Origin of the sequence: Sphingobium agrisoli (genome assembly GCF_041877245.1) — a bacterium.
Classification (GTDB): domain Bacteria; phylum Pseudomonadota; class Alphaproteobacteria; order Sphingomonadales; family Sphingomonadaceae; genus Sphingobium.
Genome location: NZ_JBHDJI010000014.1, coordinates 67,360 through 85,160 on the forward strand (window position 1 = coordinate 67,360; position 17,801 = coordinate 85,160).

Genomic DNA, 17,801 nt, shown 5'->3' on the forward strand with positions numbered 1-17,801 from the left:
GTGGGCAGGCTGTGGATAAAGCAAGGGATGAAATCGGGGATGGAATCCCGCCCAATGTCCATCCCCGCAGGCGGGACTCTTATCCACATGCCCCCAACAGGCGCGTGATTTCGTCCACAGCCTGTGGGTAACGGGGGTAAACCGCCTGACTCGAACGGGGTTGCGTCCCTTCGGAGAGTCAAGCTGTTGGCAAATCGGGGCACAGCGCATAAACCCCGCTGCCAACGGAGCATCTATCTCCATCAACCCTTGAATCTATTATTAAGAGAGAATGAGATGCCCGTGGACGCTCTTCCCGGCTTGATCGAAAAGCCTCTGCTCGGCGTCCTGCGTGGGGAGGTTTTCGACGTGCCCCCCATGTGGCTGATGCGGCAGGCGGGGCGATACCTGCCCGAATATCGCGCTCTGCGGGCGCAGAAGGGCGGCTTCCTCGAACTCGTCTATGACAGCCAGGCGGCGGCGGACGTGACGCTCCAGCCGTTGCGCCGTTTCGGCTTCGACGGCGCGATCCTCTTTTCCGACATATTGATCGTGCCCTATGCCATGGGACAGGATCTGTGGTTCGAGGCAGGGGAAGGCCCGCGCCTTGCCCCGATCCTCGCTGAGACCGACCTGGCGGCGCTCAGCCCCGACTTTTCCCGGTTCGAGGCGGTGTATGAGACGGTGCGGCGGGTGAAAGCGGCGCTGGACCCCGCCGTCACCTTCCTGGGCTTTGCAGGAAGCCCCTGGACCGTCGCCACCTATATGGTCGCGGGGCAGGGCAGCAAGGATCATGGGCTCGCGCGGCGCATGGCCTATCAACAGGAAGAGCGTTTCTCCGCGCTGATCGACGCGATCATCGACGCGACCGTCACCTATCTTTCCGGCCAGATCGAGGCGGGCGTGGAAGCGGTGCAGCTGTTCGACAGCTGGGCGGGAAGCCTTTCGCCGGCGCAGTTCGCCCGCTGGGTGATCGAGCCCAATCGCCGCATCGTGGAGAAGCTGAAAGCCATCCACCCCGGCATTCCCGTCATCGGCTTTCCCAAGGGCGCGGGGGCGAAGCTGGCCGATTATGCCCGGCAAACCGGGGTCGATGCGGTCGGCGTCGATGAGACGATCGATCCGCACTGGGCCAACCAGGCGCTTCCCGCCGGGATGCCGGTGCAGGGCAATCTCGATCCGCTCGCATTGATCGCCGGTGGCGCGGCGGTCGAGCAGGCGGTGGACACGATCCGCGCCGCGTTTACCGGCCGGCCGCATATCCTCAATCTTGGCCATGGCATTTTGCCCGATACGCCCATTGCGCATGTCGAAGCGCTCATTAGCTATGTGCGGCGATAAGGAGCACTGACCCATGGCCTATCTTGGCGCCGCCTATCTCTGGGTGAAGGCCGCCCATGTCATCTTCGTGATCTTTCTGATGGCGGGGCTGTTCATGATGCCGCGCTTCTTCGTCTATCATCAGGAAACCGCGCCCGGATCGCCCGAAGACCGCAAGTGGGTCGAGCGGGAAACCCGGCTGCTCAAGATCATCCTCAACCCGTCGTTGATCCTCGTCTGGCTGTTCGGCCTCATGCTGATGGTCGAGATCGGCGCGTGGAGCTTCGGCTGGTTCCACCTGAAGTTGCTCTTCGTCCTCGGCCTCTCCGCCTATCATGGCTGGATCGCGGGCTACGCGAAGAAGCTGGCAAAGGGGCAGCGGACGCTCACCGACCGGCAGCTGCGCCTGATGAACGAAATTCCCGGCGTCGCCGCCGCGGTGATCGTGATCGCGGTGATCGTGAAGCCTTTTTGACGATGCGTCAGGCCGGATCGACCGCGATATTGTCGATGAGGCGGGTCTTGCCGAGCTTCGCCGCGCCGAGCAGGCGGGCGGGGCGATCGGCGGCGTGGATCGGTTCCAGGGTCGCCGCGTCGCATAGCGTCACATAGTCGATGGGACCGAAGCCATGCTGGCTGAGTGTCGCCACCGCCTTGGCCAGCGCCGCATCGACCGGCTCGCCCTTTTCGATCTGCCGCTTGGCCTCGCCCAGCGCGCGGGGCAGCGCCAGCGCCGCCTTGCGCTCCTCGTCGCTGAGATAAGCGTTGCGCGAGGAGAGGGCGAGGCCATCCTCCGCCCGCTGGGTCGGCATCCCGACGATCTCGATCCCCAAGTCGAGGTCCGCCACCATGCGGCGGATGATCGCGAGCTGCTGGTAATCTTTCTCGCCGAAGACCGCGACATCGGGCCGCACCTGGTTGAACAGCTTGGCGACGACTGTTGCGACACCGTCGAAATGGCCCGGCCGTGCCGCGCCGTCCAGCCCCTCGCTCACCCCCGACACGCTGATATTGGTGGCGAAGCCCGCCGGATACATGACCTCCACCGTGGGCGCCCAAAGAATGTCGACGCCCGCCGCGCCGAGCATCTGCGCGTCCTTGGCCTCGCGCCGGGGATAGGCGTCCAGATCCTCATTCGGGCCGAACTGCTTCGGGTTGACGAAGATCGACACGACGACATGCCGCCCATGCCGCCGCGCTTCCTCGACCAGCGCCATATGCCCGTCATGCAACGCGCCCATGGTCGGCACCAGCGCAAGTTGCTTGCCGTCGGCTTTCAACGCCTCCACGGCGGCGCGGAGAGAAGGCAGGTCACGCAATATTTGCACGGGGCAACGGGCTCCGATAAGGCGAGGGCATATCCCGCTAAAGGCATGGCCCGGCGGGAGCGTCAACATACAGATTGTGATAACAGGGATCACACGCGATCAATGGGCACTTCGCAGCCGCATCTCATCGTCTTCGCCAATGAAAAGGGTGGCACGGGCAAGTCGACCACGGCGGTCCACACCGCGATCGCCCTGTCGGCGCTGGGCCACAATGTCGGCATGATCGATCTCGACCCGCGCCAGCGCACCGTCACCCGTTACATGGAGAACCGCCGCGAAACCGCACGCCGGCGCGGGGTCGACCTGCCGACGCCGGATTTCGCGGTCTTTACCGGCGACAGCATCGCCGCACTGGACGATCTGGTCGTCGAACTGGCGGTCGGGCGCGATTTCCTGGTGGTCGATACGCCGGGGCGCGACGACGTCTTCGCCCGGCACATTGCCCCCCACGCCAACACGCTGGTCACGCCGATGAACGACAGTTTCGTCGATTTCGACCTCATCGGCCAGGTCGATCCGGAAACGTTCAAGGTCCGCCGCCTGTCCTTCTATTCCGAGCTGATCTTCGAAACGCGCAAGACGCGGGCGAAGGTGGATGGCGTGTCGATCGACTGGGTGGTGCTGCGGAACCGGCTTCAGCATCAGGACGCGCGCAACAAGAAGCGGGTGGGCGACGCGCTGATGGAGCTTTCCCGCCGGGTCGGGTTCCGGGTGATCCCCGGCCTGTCGGAGCGCGTGATCTTCCGGGAACTCTTCCCCTCTGGCCTTACCCTGCTCGACAAGGGGCATCTGGGGGACCTGGGCGTCAGCCACATCGCCGCGCGGCAGGAATTGCGCGAGATGGTGTCGAGCCTGGCGCTGCCGACGCGCGAGGGGGTGGGCGCGATGGACCTGCTCGGCGCGGCCTGATGGGGCTGCTGGCGCTGCTGCTGGCGGGCCTTGCGGTCTGGCTGATCTGGACGGGGAGATTGCAACGGATGACCGCGAAGGACGGCATGGCGCTGGGCGCGGCATTGGTGGGGGCGGTGCTGGCGGCGAAGGGCAAGCCGGTGATCGGCGCGCCATTGCTGGTCGGCGCGGCGCTTTTTTTTGCCAAGCAGGGCAATGCGCGGGCAAAATTGCGTGCGAAGGCGCCGACGCCGGACGATCTGGCGCAGGCGCGGGCGCTGCTGGGCGTCGCACCCGATGCCGATCCCGCCGCGATCCGCGCCGCGCACCGCCGGCTGATCGCGTCGGTCCATCCGGACAAGGGCGGGACGGAGGCGCTCGCCGCGCAGATCAACGCCGCCCGCGACCTGCTGCTCGCCGCGCGCCGGGAGCGGTGACTCACCGCTTCGATCCCACGCTGCTGCGCGACTATGACCTGCGTGGCACGGTGGGCAAGACGCTCCACGCCGCCGACGCATGGGCGCTGGGGCGCAGTTTCGGGACGGTCGTGCGCCGCGCGGGCGGACGCCGCATTGCGGTCGGCTATGACGGGCGGCTGAGCTCGCCGATGCTGGAGGCGGCGCTGGTGGAGGGGCTGGTCGCGACCGGCATCGACGTGCTGCGGATCGGCCTCGGGCCGACGCCGATGCTATATCATGCCGAAATGACGGGCGATGTGGATGGCGGCGTTCAGATAACCGGCAGCCATAATCCCGGCGACCAGAATGGCTTCAAGCTGGTGCACCGTCACGCGCCCTTCTTCGGCGCGGATATCCGGACGCTGGCCGTCATGGCGGCGGCGGGGGACTGGGCACACGGGTCGGGACAGATCGAGACGGCCCAAATGTTGGACGCCTATGTCGCGCGCCTGGTCGAGGGCTTCGACGGGCCAGCCTGCCGGATCGGCTGGGACGCGGGCAATGGCGCGGCGGGGCAAGCGGTCGAGCAGCTCGTAAAGCTGCTGCCCGGTGAGCATCATCTGCTCTTCACCGATATAGACGGCCACTTTCCCCATCATCATCCCGATCCTTCGCTCGACCGGAATCTGGTCGACCTGCGCGCGCTTGTCCGCGCGAAAAAGCTCGACTTCGGCGTGGCTTTCGATGGCGATGGCGACCGGATCGGCATGGTGGACGGGCAGGGTCGGGCCATCGCGGGCGACCAGTTGCTTGGCTTGTACGCCGAAGAAGTGCTGAAAAACCGGCCCGGCGCGCCGATCGTGGCGGATGTGAAGGCCAGCCGGACGCTGTTCGATCGCATCGCGGCGCTGGGCGGACAGCCCGACATGTGGAAAACCGGGCACAGCCATATCAAGTCCAGAATGAAGCAGATCGGCAGCCCGCTGGGCGGCGAGACCACCGGCCACCTCTTCTTCGCGGACAACCATCCCGGATATGACGATGCGCTCTATGCCGCTGTGCGGCTGATCCGGCTGGTGGGAACGCTGGGCCGCAGCGTTACCGAAATGGTCGATGCCCTGCCTTGCAGCGTCATCACGCCGGAACTGCGGTTCCCTGTCGCGGAAGCGCGCAAGTTCGCGGTGATCGAGGCAGTGCGGGCGCGGTTGCGCGACGCGGGGGCGGATATGTGCGTGATCGACGGCGTGCGGGTGCAGCGGGAAGAGGGCTGGTGGCTGTTGCGCGCGTCGAACACCGAGGCCGCACTCGTCGCCCGGGCCGAGGCGCGGCACGAATCGGGGCTGGCGCGGCTGCTGGACGACCTCGATTCGCAGCTGGCGCTGGCAGGCGTGTCTCGCGTCGTCTGATAGGGTCTGAGACAGCCGCCGATAGCTGAAACAGGAATTTTCATTCCTATTGCGATCCTACTTTCCCCTACGGAATGGGTAGCGAAATGCTACGATTGCAAGACATGCAATCGCAGGCGCATATTTCGCATTTGCAACAATCCCCCCTGCCCCGCAAAAGAAACGGGCCTTTCAGGCATCCTCTCCTAAAACTTCAAGGCCGCCTTCGGGCGGCTTTTTTTTGCCCATTATTTCGCGGCGCGCCGTAGCGTCGAAGCGCCATGGGCAGCCCGCAGACGCTGGCGCACACTGGAATTTAACCACGTCTTTGCTAAGCGCCCTGGCTCATAAGCCGGGCTCGCGCGTTGCCGCGCCACCCACCGGCACCAGACAGAGTCGCCAACACGCAGAGGATTTGCCATGTCCCTTCGCCACCCCATCATCCCGTTTCTGCTCGTAGCCGGCGGGATGATCGCGCCCATGCCCGCGCTCGCGGGGGGCTTTTACCTCCAGGAACAGTCCCCGGTCGAAATCGGCCGCGCCTTGTCCGGTGGCGCGGCGGCGGGTGACGACCCTTCGACCATCTATTTCAATCCCGCCGCGATGACCCAGCTTTCCGGCATCCAGATTTCGGCCGGCGCATCGGCGCTGATGCCCTTCGCGCACCAGACCAATCGCGGCACGGTCCGCACCGTGCCTGGCACGCCGCTGCGCCTGCCCGTGACCGGCGGCGATGGCGGCAATCCGTTCGACAGCGTGACCCCGGTGCCCAGCTTCTACGCCAGCGCGCAGCTGACCGACCGTCTGTGGCTCGGCCTTGGCGTCAATGCGCCGTTCGGGCTGAAGCTGGAATATGACGATGATTTCTTTGGCCGTTACGACTCGCTCTACACCGATCTCAAGACCTACAATATCCAGCCGTCCGCCGCCTACGAACTGACCGACGGTCTCTCGATCGGTGGCGGCGTCGATGTGCAATATGTGAAGGCGACCCTGACCAACGCCCTCCCGCAGCTATCGCCGCTCGCGCCCGCCGACGGTTTTGCCAGCCTCAAGGGCGACGACTGGTCGATCGGCTGGAATGCCGGCCTCTTCTACACCAGCGGAGACACCAACTGGGGGGTTCATTATCGATCGGGCATCACCCACAAGCTGGCCGGCACGCAGAGCGTGTCCGGGCTGCTCGGCCCGATCGCGGCCGGCAATGGCGATTTCGCTGCTACCGCGCCGCTCAACCTGCCCGACATCGTGACCGTCAGCATGATGCACCGGCTGACGCCCAATCTGCGCGCGATGCTGACCGGCAAATGGTATAACTGGTCGAAGTTCAAGGGCATCGCCGTCACCACCGCGACCGGGACAAGCAACAAGGAACTGGACTATCGCGACAGCTACTCGTTCAGCGCCGGCGGCGAATATGATGTCAGCCCGGCGCTGACGCTGCGCGCCGGCACGATGTTCGACCGCACGCCCACGAACCCGCAGCTTCTGACGACGCGCGTGCCCGATGGCGACCGCGTCTGGCTGTCGGCCGGGGCGACCTACAACATCTCGCCCGCGGCCGCGCTCAATATCGGCTACGCCCATACCTTCGTCGACAAGGCGCGGATCGTGCGGCCCGACAGCTATTATCCCGCGCCCGCCACGGTCACCGCCACGACGGTCACGGACACCACCGGCAACGCCGATCAGGTCGCCGCTTCTGTAACGCTGCGCTTCTAACCGCGATCGAATATCCCTATAGGGGCTTCGTATCTTACGGAGCCCCTTCTTCATGTCCGATCATAATCCCGGCCTTCGCCCCTGGCGCGACATCGCCCGCCGCCAGAGCCGCCAGATCATGGTCGGCAACGTCCCCGTGGGCGGCGGCGCGCCGGTGACGGTGCAGACGATGACCAACACGCCCACGCATGACGTGCGCGCGACGGTCGACCAGATCCGCCGCTGCGAAGAGGTGGGCGTGGACATCATCCGCGTCTCCTGCCCCGACGAGGAATCCACCGCAGCCCTCAAGCAGATCGTCCGCGCGGCGCGCGTGCCGATCGTCGCCGACATCCATTTCCACTATAAGCGCGCGCTGGAAGCCGCCGATGCGGGTGCCGCCTGCCTGCGGATCAACCCCGGCAACATCGGCAGCGAGGCGCGGGTCAAGGAAGTGGTGGATGCGGCCAAGGCCAATGGCTGCTCGATCCGCATCGGCGTCAATGCCGGCTCCCTCGAAAAGGATCTGCTCGAAAAATATGGCGAGCCCTGCCCCGAGGCGCTGGTGGAGAGCGCGCTCGATCATATCAAGCTGCTCCAGGACCAGGATTTCCACGAATATAAGGTCGCGGTGAAGGCGAGCGACGTGTTCCTCGCCGTCGCCGCCTATATGCAACTGGCCGACGCGGTCGACTGCCCGCTGCATCTGGGCATCACCGAGGCGGGCGGCCTGATCGGCGGTACGGTCAAGAGCGCCATCGGCATCGGCAACCTGCTCTGGGCCGGCATCGGCGACACGATCCGCGTCTCCCTCTCCGCCGAACCGGAAGAAGAAGTGCGGGTCGGCTACGAGATATTGAAGTCGCTCGGCATCCGCACCCGAGGGGTCAAGGTCATTTCCTGCCCGTCCTGCGCCCGGCAGGGCTTCGACGTCATCCGCACCGTCCAGGCGCTGGAGGAACGGCTTCAGCATATCCACACGCCCCTGTCGCTTTCGGTGCTGGGCTGCGTCGTCAACGGCCCCGGCGAAGCGCGCGAGACCGACATCGGCCTGACCGGTGGGGGCGCGGGCAAGCATATGGTCTATCTGTCGGGCCTTACCGATCACACGGTGCAGGATGAAGGCATGATCGACCATATCGTCGCCCTGGTGGAGGCCAAGGCGGCGGAAATCGAGGCGGCGAAGCTGGAGGCCGAAGCGACCGACGCCGGCAAGGCGGAAGCGGCGGAATAGCGCGGTCGTTGCCCCTGTTTAACGATTGACAAGCTGCCCTGCGCCGCGAAAAATCCCTGATGATGTCCGGCCGGGGGGCCGGACCCGAAGGGGGAGGACGCAGTGCATTTCAAGTGCTTGTGGATGGGCATGATGCTGGCCAGCGTGGCCGGGTGCGGGCCGCAACCGGCTGTCGACAATGCCGTCAATGCGACCAATGGCAGCGATCGGGTGGCGACGAAGCAGCTGGAGGCGCCGGGCTCCTGCCCGGATGACGGCCCACGATTGGCGCTCACCGGCCTATGCCAGGGACGGGCGGTCGCCTATCTTCAAGGAGACAGGGCGGTATCGCTCCAGGCGCCGGACGGCTGCGCCTGGCAGGTCGCGGAAACCGAGCTGGCGGGCGGCGACGTGCTGTTATACCGGGGGCTGCAATGCGGCAAAAAGGCGGCCCGCATCGAATATGGCGGGGGCGCGGAGCGCGCGGAATTGCAACTGGTGGAATCGGCAATGGATGGCAAGCTGCCGGAGCCGCGCCCAGTCGCGTGGTTCTACGTCGCCGATGGCGATCCCGCCGCCGCCGTCACCCAGCGCGCCCGCAGCCTGATAGAAGACCTCAAGGAAGCGGCGCGCTGCAACGCCCGTCCGGCGCGCGTGCCCGAATGGCCGAGCGACGCGATGGTGGTCGATACCGATCCCAAAGGATCGACCAGCGCGGATGGCTCCCCGGTCGCGGTATGCGGCGACGGCGGTTATTTTGATGAAGCGACCCGCTACTGGCGCGTATCGCAGGGCTATGCCTGGCTGTTCGATTTCGGTCAGGATCTGGTGGAGATCGACCCCGCATCGCTGACCATCGTCGCCCGCAGCGACGAGGATGGGCAGTGGCATAGCCTTTGATGCAGCAGACGGCCGGACTGCGCCACGCCCGAATTTCGGCGGGGAGGGGCGATGACGGGGCGGTTCCGGTCCGCTAAGGCGATGCCATGAATCGCGTCGCCATCCCCTTTGCCGTCTGTTGCCTCGGCGTTGCGCTGTTTTCGGTGATGGACGCGGTGATGAAGGGGCTGAGCCTGTCGATCGGCCTCTACAATGCGCTGTTCTGGCGGGCGTTGACGGGGACGCTGCTGGGCGCGATACTGATGCGGGCCACGCGGCGGGGCTGGCCCGCGCCGCCGGTCATGCGCATCCACCTGCTGCGCGGGGTCGTGGTGGCGCTGATGGCGGCGCTCTTCTTCTGGGCGCTGATGCGCCTGCCGATTGCCGAAGCGATCGCCCTGTCCTTCATCGCGCCGCTCATCGCCCTCTATCTCGCCGCGCTGCTGCTCAAGGAGACGGTCGGGCGGCAGGCGATCGGCGCGTCCCTCCTGGGACTGGTCGGGGTCGCGATCATCCTGTCGGGGCGGCTTCAGGGCCGCTATGAGGCGGATGCGCTGCTTGGTGCGCTGGCGACGCTCGCCTCGGCGGTGCTGTTCGCCTGGAACCTCGTGATCCAGCGCCAGCAGGCGCAGATCGCCTCCCCGGTAGAGGTCGCCTTCTTCCAGCATCTGGTGATGCTCGGCGTGTTCGCGCTGGGCGCGCCGATGTGGCTCGCGCTGCCGCCGATTACGGCTGTTCCATTCATTGCTCTGGCAGCCACGCTCGCCTTCACCTCGCTCGCCACCTTGGCATGGGCTTATGCGCGGGCCGAGGCGCAGCGGCTCATCCCGGTCGAATATAGCGCCTTTCTCTGGGCCTCGATCGTCGGCTGGCTGGCGTTCGGCGAGCGGGTAACGGCGACCACCATTGCCGGCGCGGTGCTGATCATCGCCGGTTGCATGATCGCCGCGCGGGCGAAACGGGCGGACCTTGCCCATGTCGAAGCAGGAGCCGCATGACCGATATCCTCATCCGCCCGGCGTCGGCCGGCGACATTGATACCATCCGTGGCTTCATCCTGGCGCTCGCCGACTATGAGCGGCTGGCGCATGAGGTTAAGGCCGATCGCGACACGCTCGCCCGCCATCTCTTCGGCCCACGACCCATGGCCGAGGTGCTGATCGCCGAGCATCACGGCGCGGCGATCGGCTTCGCCCTCTTCTTCCACAATTTCTCGACCTTCGAGGGGCGGCCGGGCATCTATCTGGAGGATTTGTTCGTCGTGCCGGAAGCGCGTGGCCTTGGCGCGGGCAAGGCGTTGCTCGCGCGGCTGGCGCAGATCACGATCGAGCGCGATTGCGCGCGGCTCGAATGGTCGGTGCTTGACTGGAATGCGCCCGCAATCGCCTTCTATCGCTCGCTCGGGGCAAAGCCGATGGACGAATGGACGGTGCAGCGGGTCGATGGCGATGCGCTGGCGGCGCTCAGTTGCTCCGCCAGTCCTCGACGCTGACCGTGATCAGGATCGCCGCGAAGAACCCCAGGGCTGCGACGACGAGAACGGGATAGAAGCTGGCGATCATCGGACTTTCTCCTCTGCCGACGACCTTAGGGCGGGGCGGCCGGGCGCCGTAATAAGGATTGTTACGGAGTGAGCGGCGCGACGAGCCGCCGGCGGGCAGGCTTGACGCGGACTCCCCGCTCGGCGCATTGTGCCGAAACGGAACATTTGGGGGACATGGGGTAGTTATGGCCGTCGGCCGCACCGTCAAGCGATCGCCGGAATGGCGCGAAATGCTGAAGCGCAGCCTCATCCGCAGCGGCGCGCTGATCAGCGCGCTGGCGCTGATCGCCGCCACCCTGTTCCTGGCGCTGGCGCTGTTGAGCTATGCGCCAAGCGACCCGTCGATGAACACCGTGGCGGGCGATCAGATATCCAATATCATGGGTTCGCCTGGCGCATGGACGGCCGATTTCCTGCTCTGGCTGCTCGGCGTGCCGGTGGCGCTGGTCCTGCCGCTGATGGCGGTCACCGCCCGGCGGCTCTGGGGCGATCAGGACATGAGCGGGTGGAAGGCGCAATCCGGCAAGTGTCTGCTCGGCATCGCTCTGGTCGGCATCGCGCTGGCCTTGTTTCAGACCGAGCCGCTGGTCGGCCTGCCCGCCGGCTGGGGCGGGGTCATCGGCCTCGTCACCGCCAAGGGCGTCGCAAGCCTCATGGCGCAGGCGCCCGTCGCTGCGCCGTGGATCAGGGGCGCGCTGGTCGTCGTCGCGCTGATCGCCGGCCTCTTCGCCTGCTATCGCAGCCTGGCGCTGGAAAAGCCGCTGATCGCGATGCGTCGGCCCACCCTGCCGCGCCTCAGCCTGCCGCGCCCCAGCCTCGCCTTCGCGGCGAGCGCGCCGGCGGAAGAGGATCAGGATGACGAGGATGTGGCCGAGCGGGTCATCGCGCCGCGCAAGCAGGTATCGAACGAGCCCAAGCCGCCGATCACCATTCAGAGCCCCAAGCCCGCGCCGGTGCAGCGCGCCATGGCCCCGGTCAGCCAGGACGATCTGTTCGGTCATTCGTCCCTGCCCTCGCCCGACCTGCTGAACCCCATCCCCGCGAACCAGGGGGGGAAGATCGACAAGGCGGCGCTGGAGCGCAACGCCCGGTTGCTCGAATCGGTGCTCGACGACTTCCATGTGAAGGGCAATATCGTCGAGGTCCGTCCCGGCCCGGTCGTTACCATGTACGAACTGGAGCCCGCCCCCGGCATCAAGGCGAGCCGCGTGATCGCGCTGGCCGACGACATCGCGCGCAACATGTCGGCGCTCTCCGCGCGTGTTGCGACGATCCCCGGCCGCACCGTGATCGGCATCGAATTGCCCAACGCCCATCGTGAGGGCGTGTCGTTCCGCGAACTTATCACGTCGGAACAATTCGCCCAGGAAGCGACGCTGCCCATCATCCTGGGCAAGAATATCTCCGGCGAACCGATCATTGCCGACCTCGCCCCCATGCCGCACCTGCTGATCGCGGGTACGACCGGGTCGGGCAAGTCGGTGGGCCTGAACGCCATGATCCTGTCCTTGCTCTACCGCATGACGCCCGATCAGCTGCGCCTCATCATGATCGACCCCAAGATGCTGGAACTGTCGACCTATGACGACATTCCGCATCTGCTTTCGCCGGTCGTCACCGAACCGAGCAAGGCGATCCGCGCGCTCAAATGGGCGGTCGAGCAGATGGAGGACCGCTATCGGATGATGGCGTCCATCTCCGTCCGCAACCTCGCCAATTACAACGAGAAGGTGCGCGCGGCGAAGGCCAAGGGCAAGCCGCTCGGCCGCCGGGTCCAGACCGGCTATGATCCCGAAAGCGGCAAGCCGATCTATGAGGAGGAGCAGCTCAATTTCCAGCCGCTGCCGCAGATCGTGGTGGTGGTGGACGAACTTGCCGACCTCATGATGACCGCGGGCAAGGAGGTCGAATTCCTGATCCAGCGGCTGGCGCAGAAGGCGCGCGCGGCGGGCATCCACCTGATCCTCGCGACCCAGCGCCCGTCGGTCGACGTCATCACCGGCGTCATCAAGGCGAACCTGCCGACGCGGATCAGCTTCTTCGTCACGTCCAAGATCGACAGCCGCACGATCCTGGGCGAACAGGGCGCGGAACAACTGCTCGGCAAGGGCGACATGCTCTACATGCATGGCGGCAAGGGGCTGACCCGCGTCCATGGCCCGTTCGTGTCCGACGACGAGGTGCGGGTCGTCGCCGATCACTGGCGCGCGCAGGGCCAGCCCGACTATATCTCCGCCGTCACCGAGGAGCCGGAGGAAGGCAGCTTCGCACTGGAGGGCGTGGACCTGGGCGACGACAGCGCCGACGCGCAGCTCTTCCGCAAGGCGTGCCAGCTCGTGTTCGAAAATCAGAAAGCCTCGACCAGCTGGCTCCAGCGGCAGCTTCGTGTCGGATATAACAGTGCCGCGCGCCTCATCGAAAAGATGGAGGAGGAAGGGCTGGTCGGCCCGCCCAATCATGTCGGCCGCCGCGAAGTGCTGCGCGACGAAAACGGCAATCCGGTCTAAATCCAGTTCAGCCCGGTTCGCATGCTGTGCTGTCGCTGACAGGACAGATGCACGTCAGCTCCAGCAAATCGTCTTTCTGTCAATTTATGACAGCCTTTGTTAAACCTAACAATCTTGTCAGGTGCCCATCTTCTTCTACATAAAAGGAAACCTTAACAAATATTAGGAAAGGTTGGGGGTGAAGGGCAAGCCGGCCACTCTGGAAGAGCGCGCTATCCTGGCCTTTGCCGCCGCGCCCTTCGAACCGGATGAGTGGGACGAGGCGCTGACGCTGCTTGGCCAGGTGTGCGGCGGCTGGACCGCGCAGCTGCTGATGGTCGATGCCAAGGGTGACATTCGTGTCAACCGCGTCCCGTTGATGCCTGCCGACGCCGTGCAGGAATGGGAAAGGCGCGGTGGTGCGATCCCCAGCCTCAATCCGCGCGCGCCGGCGCTGTTTGCGCCTGCGTTGAGCATCAGTTGCGATGATGACGTTCTCCCGCGCGAGGAACAGGAGGCGTCCCCCTTCTACCGCGAACTGTTCGACCCGTTCGATGCTCGCTTCCTGATGGTGGGCACCCTGCCGCCCACCGCAGATCAACGCTCCGTCGCAGCGGTTTTGCGCACCCGCCGCCAGGATCATCCGCAGCAGGCGGACAAGGAGGTCATGGCAAAGCTGCTGCCGCATGTGCAGGCAGCCGTAAAGCTTCAGCGGCGGCTTAACGACAGGGATGTCCGTCTCGCGATGGATTCAGCGGACCTGCTCGGTCTGACGGTCTTTCTTTGTGATCGTGCCGGCCGGGTGGTTGCGTGCAGCGCGGCTGCGGAGTCGCTCGTCGAAGCGGGCGACATGCTGTGCCTGCGTTATGCCTGCCTCAAGGCTGCGCTCGACCGGCAGGACGAGGCGCTGCAAGGCGCGTTGCGCCGCGCGACCAGGCGTTTCGACGACAGTCCGGTGCAGCTGCGCGGCACGACTCTCGCCTTGACCGATGCCGCTGGCCGCGCATGCCGCGTGGACGTGGCGCCGGTGCCCCCAGGCGCGTTCCATTTCTTCTCCGACGCTGCCTGCATCGTTCACGTCACCTTGCCGCGGTCGGTGGCGGAGCCTCGCCATCTGCTGATGCAGGCCTTCGGCCTTTCTCCGGCCGAGGCGGCGGTGGCACTCGACCTGGCATCGGGCATGACAGCGAACGAGATCGCCGCCGGCCGCGGCGTCAGCACCGAAACCGTGCGGGCTCAGGTGCGGGCCGTGCTGCAAAAGACCGGGGTGTCGAAAGCGACGGCGCTCGCGACCCTTATCGGCCGCTTCAATCTCTGAGGCGCGAGCCGGATGACCGGCACGGAACGGCTGGGTTCACGGGTCGTTCAAACCGTCCGACGTAAACCGCATCCGTAACAACCGGAGACCTTTTCGATGAAGCCCCTGTTCCTGGCGCTGTCGGCCGCGCCCGTCGCGATCGCCCTTCCTTTCGCTCTGCCCGCCGCCGCGCAGCAGGGCCAGCCGGATCTGGCGCGGGTCAGCGCCTATATTCGCGCGGTGACGACGATGACCGCCGATTTTAGCCAGACCGACCGCAGCGGCCAGACTCTGACCGGCAAGCTGACGCTGAAACAGCCGGGCAAGATCCGGTTCCAATATCAAAAGGGCGTGCCGCTGCTGATCGTGGGCGACGGCAAGGCGCTGACCATGATCGACTATGAAGTGCGGCAGGTGCAGCGTTGGCCGATCGGCAATTCCCCGCTCGGCGCGCTGATCGATCCGACCAAGGATCTATCGAAGTTCGGCAAGGTGGTGCCGAGCGGCGATCCATCGATCCTGAGCGTTCAGGCGCGCGATCCCAAGCGGCCCGAATTCGGGACGATCACCATGATCTTCCGCCGCGACGCGGCAAGCCCGGCGGGGTTGCAGCTCTACGGCTGGGTAGCGCTCGATTCGCAAAACAACCGCACCGCCGTGCGCCTCACCAACCAAGCCTATGGTGTGACCGTGCCAGATTCGACTTTTCGTTGGACCGATCCGCGTCCGCGTGGCCGATCGAGCGGTTGAACCGGCGCTGACGCGCGACGGACGGAAAATCTGAAAGGTCCGTTCATCGCGCGCTCATCTGCTGCCCGCTAATCAGAAATCCACGGCGCGAGACCAAACCGGGATTTCCCCCCTGTTACCCGGTCCCCAGCTCCCGCCGCGAAGCGCTTCAAGGGCGCGATCGAGACCCCCGTTCCACGCCCCCGGAGCGGGGGTCTTACTTTGCGCGCGTCCCCTTGGGTCGCTTGCACAACGATCCGCGCGGTCTTAGGTGGCGTGGCATGGCCGACACGCTTTCCATCTGTTCCTGGAACATCAACAGTGTCCGCGCGCGCATCGACATTGTCGAGCAGTTGCTGCGCGAGGAAGCGCCCGACATCCTCTGCCTTCAGGAAACCAAGGTGGTGAACGACATCTTCCCGCGCGAGATGTTCCGCCGCATGGGTTATGTCCACCAGGTGCTGAACGGCCAGCGCATGCACCATGGCGTCGCGATCATGAGCAAGGTGCCGATCCACGAGGACGACCGTTTCGACTGGCAGGCCAATGGCGAGGCGCGGCACGTCGGCGTGCGGCTCGACAACGGGGTGCGGATCGAGAATGTCTATGTGCCGGCCGGCGGCGACGTGCCAGACCGCACGGTGAACCCCAAGTTCGGGCAGAAGCTCGATTTCCTCGAACGCATGATCGAGTGGTCCACGGCGCTCGACAACAAGCCGACCATCCTGACCGGCGATTTCAACATCGCCCCGCTGGAATGCGACGTGTGGAGCCACAAGCAGTTGATCGACGTGGTCAGCCACACGCCGGTCGAATGCGAGATATTGGGGCGGCTCCAGGCGTCGAACGACTGGGTCGATATCGGCCGCCATTTCCACCCCGCGCCCGCGCGCCTTTATACTTGGTGGAGCTATCGCGCGAAGGATTGGGCGCTGTCCGATCGGGGACGACGGCTCGACCATATGTGGATGACGAAGGATGTCGCGGACAAGGCGGTGAGCCATCGCGTCGTCGAACCCGCGCGTAGCTGGGGCAAGCCGTCCGACCATATCCCGATCATCACGCAGTTCGCCTTCTGATGACGGGGAAGGACGCCGCCCGCGCGATCGACGCGCTGCGCCGCGGATGGGCGATCCGCCTGACGGCCGGCGACGGCGCGATCCGGCTGATGGCGGTCGAAGGGGCGGACGCGGTGACTCTCGCCGGATTTGATCCCGATGGGCGCGCCGATATCCTCATTTCCGCCGCGCGCGCCGAAACGCTGAAGCTCGCCAACCAGCTGGCCGCCGCCGATCCCGACTGGCCGGTGCTGATCGAGCGCGCGCCCTGGATCGACGCCGACGTGGCGACCGCCATATCCGATCCGGTGCTCGACCTGGCTTCTCCGCTCAAGGGACCGTTTCGCGCGCGCACGCTGCCTGCGCCACAAGCGGCCCAGGCGGCGCTGCGCCTCGCGCGGCTCGCCGGCATCCTGCCCGCCTATTTCCTGCTGGAGGGCGACGGCCCGGCCGAGGCGGACGTCAGCGCCGACGCGATCGCCGCCTATGACGATGCCGTCCACCTCGCCGTCGCGACCCGCGCCCGGCTGCCGGTGTCGGCGAGCGAAAGCGCGGAGATCATCGCCTTCCGCAGCCCCGACGAGCCGCGCGAGCATGTCGCGCTGGTAGTCGGGCAACGCGATGCTTCGCCGCCCGTCATTCGCATCCATAGCGAATGCCTGACCGGCGATGTGCTGGGCAGCCTGAAATGCGATTGCGGGCCGCAGTTGCACCAGGCGCTGCACCAGATTGCCGAGGCACGCTGGGGCATCCTCCTCTATCTGCGGCAGGAAGGGCGCGGCATCGGCCTCGTCAACAAGCTGCGCGCCTATGCGCTCCAGGACCAAGGGTTCGATACGGTCGACGCCAATGTGCGGCTGGGCTTCGCGATCGACGCGCGCGATTTTTCGGTCGCGGCGCGGATGCTCGACCTGCTGGGCGTGCGGTCGGTGCGCCTGCTCACGAACAATCCGAACAAGGTCGCCGGGCTGGAGGCGGCCGGCGTCGCAGTGGTCGAGCGGCTGCCGATCATTCTGCCCGCCAACCCCCACAATGAACGCTATCTCGCCACCAAGCGCGACCGCACCGGCCACCAGCTATGAGCGTCGTGCGGGTGGAGAGCGCGGCGGGGCGGCTCACCTTCGGCGCGCTGTCCATGCCCTGCACCATCGGCCGGAGCGGCGCCTGCGCGGCAAGCGACAAGCGCGAAGGCGACGGCTGCACGCCGCTTGGCACATGGCCGATCCGCGCCATGCTGCTGCGCCCCGGCAAGGTCGCCGCATCGGGCATCCGCTTGCCGTGGCGGTGGATAAGGCAAAGCGATGGCTGGTCGGACGATCCCGCCGACCCCGCCTATAACCGCCCCGTCCGCCTGCCCCGTGCGTTTTCGGCCGAAAGCCTGATCCGGGCCGACGATGCCTATGACGTCGTCGTCGTCCTGGGCCACAACGACGCGCCGCCGGTGCCGGGCCGGGGCAGCGCCATCTTCTTCCATTTATCCGAAGGCCGACCGACCGCAGGCTGCATCGCAGTAGCGCGCGAGGACATGCTGCGCCTGCTGCCGCTGCTGGCGGCAGGCGATGTCATGGACATCCTCTGACCGGCCCCAAGGCTCCGA

At 66.1% G+C, this 17,801-nt stretch carries 17 protein-coding genes; 16 read left to right on the plus strand and 1 reads right to left on the minus strand.

The annotated features are described in order from the left end of the window. Positions 1-276: 276 nt before the first annotated feature. Both hemE and ACETPF_RS18715 read left to right on the plus strand, forming a co-directional pair. Positions 277-1,320 (plus strand): uroporphyrinogen decarboxylase, encoded by a 1,044-nt coding sequence (hemE, locus tag ACETPF_RS18710; protein ID WP_373936120.1) that lies wholly within the window; start codon positions 277-279, stop codon positions 1,318-1,320. 13 nt (positions 1,321-1,333) lie between these two features. Next, positions 1,334-1,774: a CopD family protein gene (locus ACETPF_RS18715; RefSeq protein WP_373936122.1), complete on the plus strand. Its 441-nt coding sequence runs from the start codon at positions 1,334-1,336 to the stop codon at positions 1,772-1,774. Positions 1,775-1,781: 7 nt separating this feature from the next. Here ACETPF_RS18715 and panC read toward each other — a convergent pair whose 3' ends face one another. After that, positions 1,782-2,627 (minus strand): pantoate--beta-alanine ligase, encoded by an 846-nt coding sequence (panC, locus tag ACETPF_RS18720; protein WP_373936123.1) that lies wholly within the window; start codon positions 2,625-2,627, stop codon positions 1,782-1,784. Positions 2,628-2,729: 102 nt separating this feature from the next. Between panC and ACETPF_RS18725 the strand changes: the two genes are divergently transcribed. The 14 genes from ACETPF_RS18725 to ACETPF_RS18790 all read left to right on the plus strand — a co-directional run bounded on the left by ACETPF_RS18725 (position 2,730) and on the right by ACETPF_RS18790 (position 17,783). Further along, entirely contained in the window at positions 2,730-3,536 is an 807-nt protein-coding gene (locus ACETPF_RS18725) for a division plane positioning ATPase MipZ (protein WP_373936124.1), read from the plus strand. Beyond that, positions 3,536-3,952, plus strand: coding sequence for a J domain-containing protein (locus ACETPF_RS18730; protein WP_373936125.1), 417 nt, complete (start codon positions 3,536-3,538; stop codon positions 3,950-3,952). The genes ACETPF_RS18725 and ACETPF_RS18730 overlap by 1 nt, the downstream gene beginning before the upstream one ends. Continuing rightward, positions 3,949-5,319 (plus strand): phosphoglucomutase/phosphomannomutase PgmG, encoded by a 1,371-nt coding sequence (gene pgmG, locus ACETPF_RS18735; RefSeq protein WP_373936126.1) that lies wholly within the window; start codon positions 3,949-3,951, stop codon positions 5,317-5,319. The genes ACETPF_RS18730 and pgmG overlap by 4 nt, the downstream gene beginning before the upstream one ends. 399 nt (positions 5,320-5,718) lie before the next feature. After that, positions 5,719-7,020, plus strand: coding sequence for an OmpP1/FadL family transporter (locus ACETPF_RS18740; protein ID WP_373936127.1), 1,302 nt, complete (start codon positions 5,719-5,721; stop codon positions 7,018-7,020). Positions 7,021-7,072: 52 nt separating this feature from the next. Further along, positions 7,073-8,233 (plus strand): flavodoxin-dependent (E)-4-hydroxy-3-methylbut-2-enyl-diphosphate synthase, encoded by a 1,161-nt coding sequence (ispG, locus tag ACETPF_RS18745; RefSeq protein WP_373936128.1) that lies wholly within the window; start codon positions 7,073-7,075, stop codon positions 8,231-8,233. Positions 8,234-8,362: 129 nt separating this feature from the next. After that, positions 8,363-9,112, plus strand: coding sequence for a hypothetical protein (locus ACETPF_RS18750; RefSeq protein WP_373936129.1), 750 nt, complete (start codon positions 8,363-8,365; stop codon positions 9,110-9,112). Positions 9,113-9,198: 86 nt separating this feature from the next. Further along, positions 9,199-10,089 (plus strand): DMT family transporter, encoded by an 891-nt coding sequence (locus ACETPF_RS18755; RefSeq protein ID WP_373936130.1) that lies wholly within the window; start codon positions 9,199-9,201, stop codon positions 10,087-10,089. Then, positions 10,086-10,583 (plus strand): GNAT family N-acetyltransferase, encoded by a 498-nt coding sequence (locus tag ACETPF_RS18760; protein ID WP_373936131.1) that lies wholly within the window; start codon positions 10,086-10,088, stop codon positions 10,581-10,583. Before ACETPF_RS18755 ends, ACETPF_RS18760 begins: the two co-directional genes overlap by 4 nt. A gap of 236 nt (positions 10,584-10,819) precedes the next feature. Then, the gene (locus ACETPF_RS18765) at positions 10,820-13,141 is read left to right on the plus strand and encodes an FtsK/SpoIIIE family DNA translocase (protein WP_373936132.1); all 2,322 of its coding nucleotides are present in this window, start codon (positions 10,820-10,822) and stop codon (positions 13,139-13,141) included. Positions 13,142-13,319: 178 nt separating this feature from the next. Next, positions 13,320-14,438 (plus strand): helix-turn-helix transcriptional regulator, encoded by a 1,119-nt coding sequence (locus ACETPF_RS18770; RefSeq protein ID WP_373936133.1) that lies wholly within the window; start codon positions 13,320-13,322, stop codon positions 14,436-14,438. A 96-nt stretch (positions 14,439-14,534) separates the two neighbouring features. After that, positions 14,535-15,167, plus strand: coding sequence for a LolA family protein (locus ACETPF_RS18775; RefSeq protein ID WP_373936134.1), 633 nt, complete (start codon positions 14,535-14,537; stop codon positions 15,165-15,167). Positions 15,168-15,427: 260 nt separating this feature from the next. Continuing rightward, positions 15,428-16,225, plus strand: coding sequence for an exodeoxyribonuclease III (locus ACETPF_RS18780; protein WP_373936135.1), 798 nt, complete (start codon positions 15,428-15,430; stop codon positions 16,223-16,225). Further along, complete coding sequence (ribA, locus tag ACETPF_RS18785; RefSeq protein WP_373936136.1) at positions 16,225-17,286, plus strand: GTP cyclohydrolase II; 1,062 nt, start codon at positions 16,225-16,227, stop codon at positions 17,284-17,286. The genes ACETPF_RS18780 and ribA overlap by 1 nt, the downstream gene beginning before the upstream one ends. Then, the gene (locus tag ACETPF_RS18790; protein ID WP_373936137.1) at positions 17,283-17,783 is read left to right on the plus strand and encodes a L,D-transpeptidase family protein; all 501 of its coding nucleotides are present in this window, start codon (positions 17,283-17,285) and stop codon (positions 17,781-17,783) included. Before ribA ends, ACETPF_RS18790 begins: the two co-directional genes overlap by 4 nt. The last annotated feature ends 18 nt before the right edge of the window (positions 17,784-17,801 follow it).

Bases quoted from the DNA above. Each gene is read 5' to 3' on its own strand.
- ACETPF_RS18715 (WP_373936122.1), top strand. From the start codon at position 1,334: ATGGCCTATCTTGGCGCCGCCTATCTCTGGGTGAAGGCCGCCCATGTC.
- ribA (WP_373936136.1), top strand. From the start codon at position 16,225: ATGACGGGGAAGGACGCCGCCCGCGCGATCGACGCGCTGCGCCGCGGA.
- ACETPF_RS18780 (WP_373936135.1), top strand. From the start codon at position 15,428: ATGGCCGACACGCTTTCCATCTGTTCCTGGAACATCAACAGTGTCCGC.
- hemE (WP_373936120.1), top strand. From the start codon at position 277: ATGCCCGTGGACGCTCTTCCCGGCTTGATCGAAAAGCCTCTGCTCGGC.
- ACETPF_RS18755 (WP_373936130.1), top strand. From the start codon at position 9,199: ATGAATCGCGTCGCCATCCCCTTTGCCGTCTGTTGCCTCGGCGTTGCG.
- ACETPF_RS18765 (WP_373936132.1), top strand. From the start codon at position 10,820: ATGGCCGTCGGCCGCACCGTCAAGCGATCGCCGGAATGGCGCGAAATG.
- ACETPF_RS18750 (WP_373936129.1), top strand. From the start codon at position 8,363: ATGATGCTGGCCAGCGTGGCCGGGTGCGGGCCGCAACCGGCTGTCGAC.
- ACETPF_RS18730 (WP_373936125.1), top strand. From the start codon at position 3,536: ATGGGGCTGCTGGCGCTGCTGCTGGCGGGCCTTGCGGTCTGGCTGATC.
- ispG (WP_373936128.1), top strand. From the start codon at position 7,073: ATGTCCGATCATAATCCCGGCCTTCGCCCCTGGCGCGACATCGCCCGC.
- ACETPF_RS18775 (WP_373936134.1), top strand. From the start codon at position 14,535: ATGAAGCCCCTGTTCCTGGCGCTGTCGGCCGCGCCCGTCGCGATCGCC.
- ACETPF_RS18790 (WP_373936137.1), top strand. From the start codon at position 17,283: ATGAGCGTCGTGCGGGTGGAGAGCGCGGCGGGGCGGCTCACCTTCGGC.
- ACETPF_RS18760 (WP_373936131.1), top strand. From the start codon at position 10,086: ATGACCGATATCCTCATCCGCCCGGCGTCGGCCGGCGACATTGATACC.
- ACETPF_RS18725 (WP_373936124.1), top strand. From the start codon at position 2,730: ATGGGCACTTCGCAGCCGCATCTCATCGTCTTCGCCAATGAAAAGGGT.
- ACETPF_RS18740 (WP_373936127.1), top strand. From the start codon at position 5,719: ATGTCCCTTCGCCACCCCATCATCCCGTTTCTGCTCGTAGCCGGCGGG.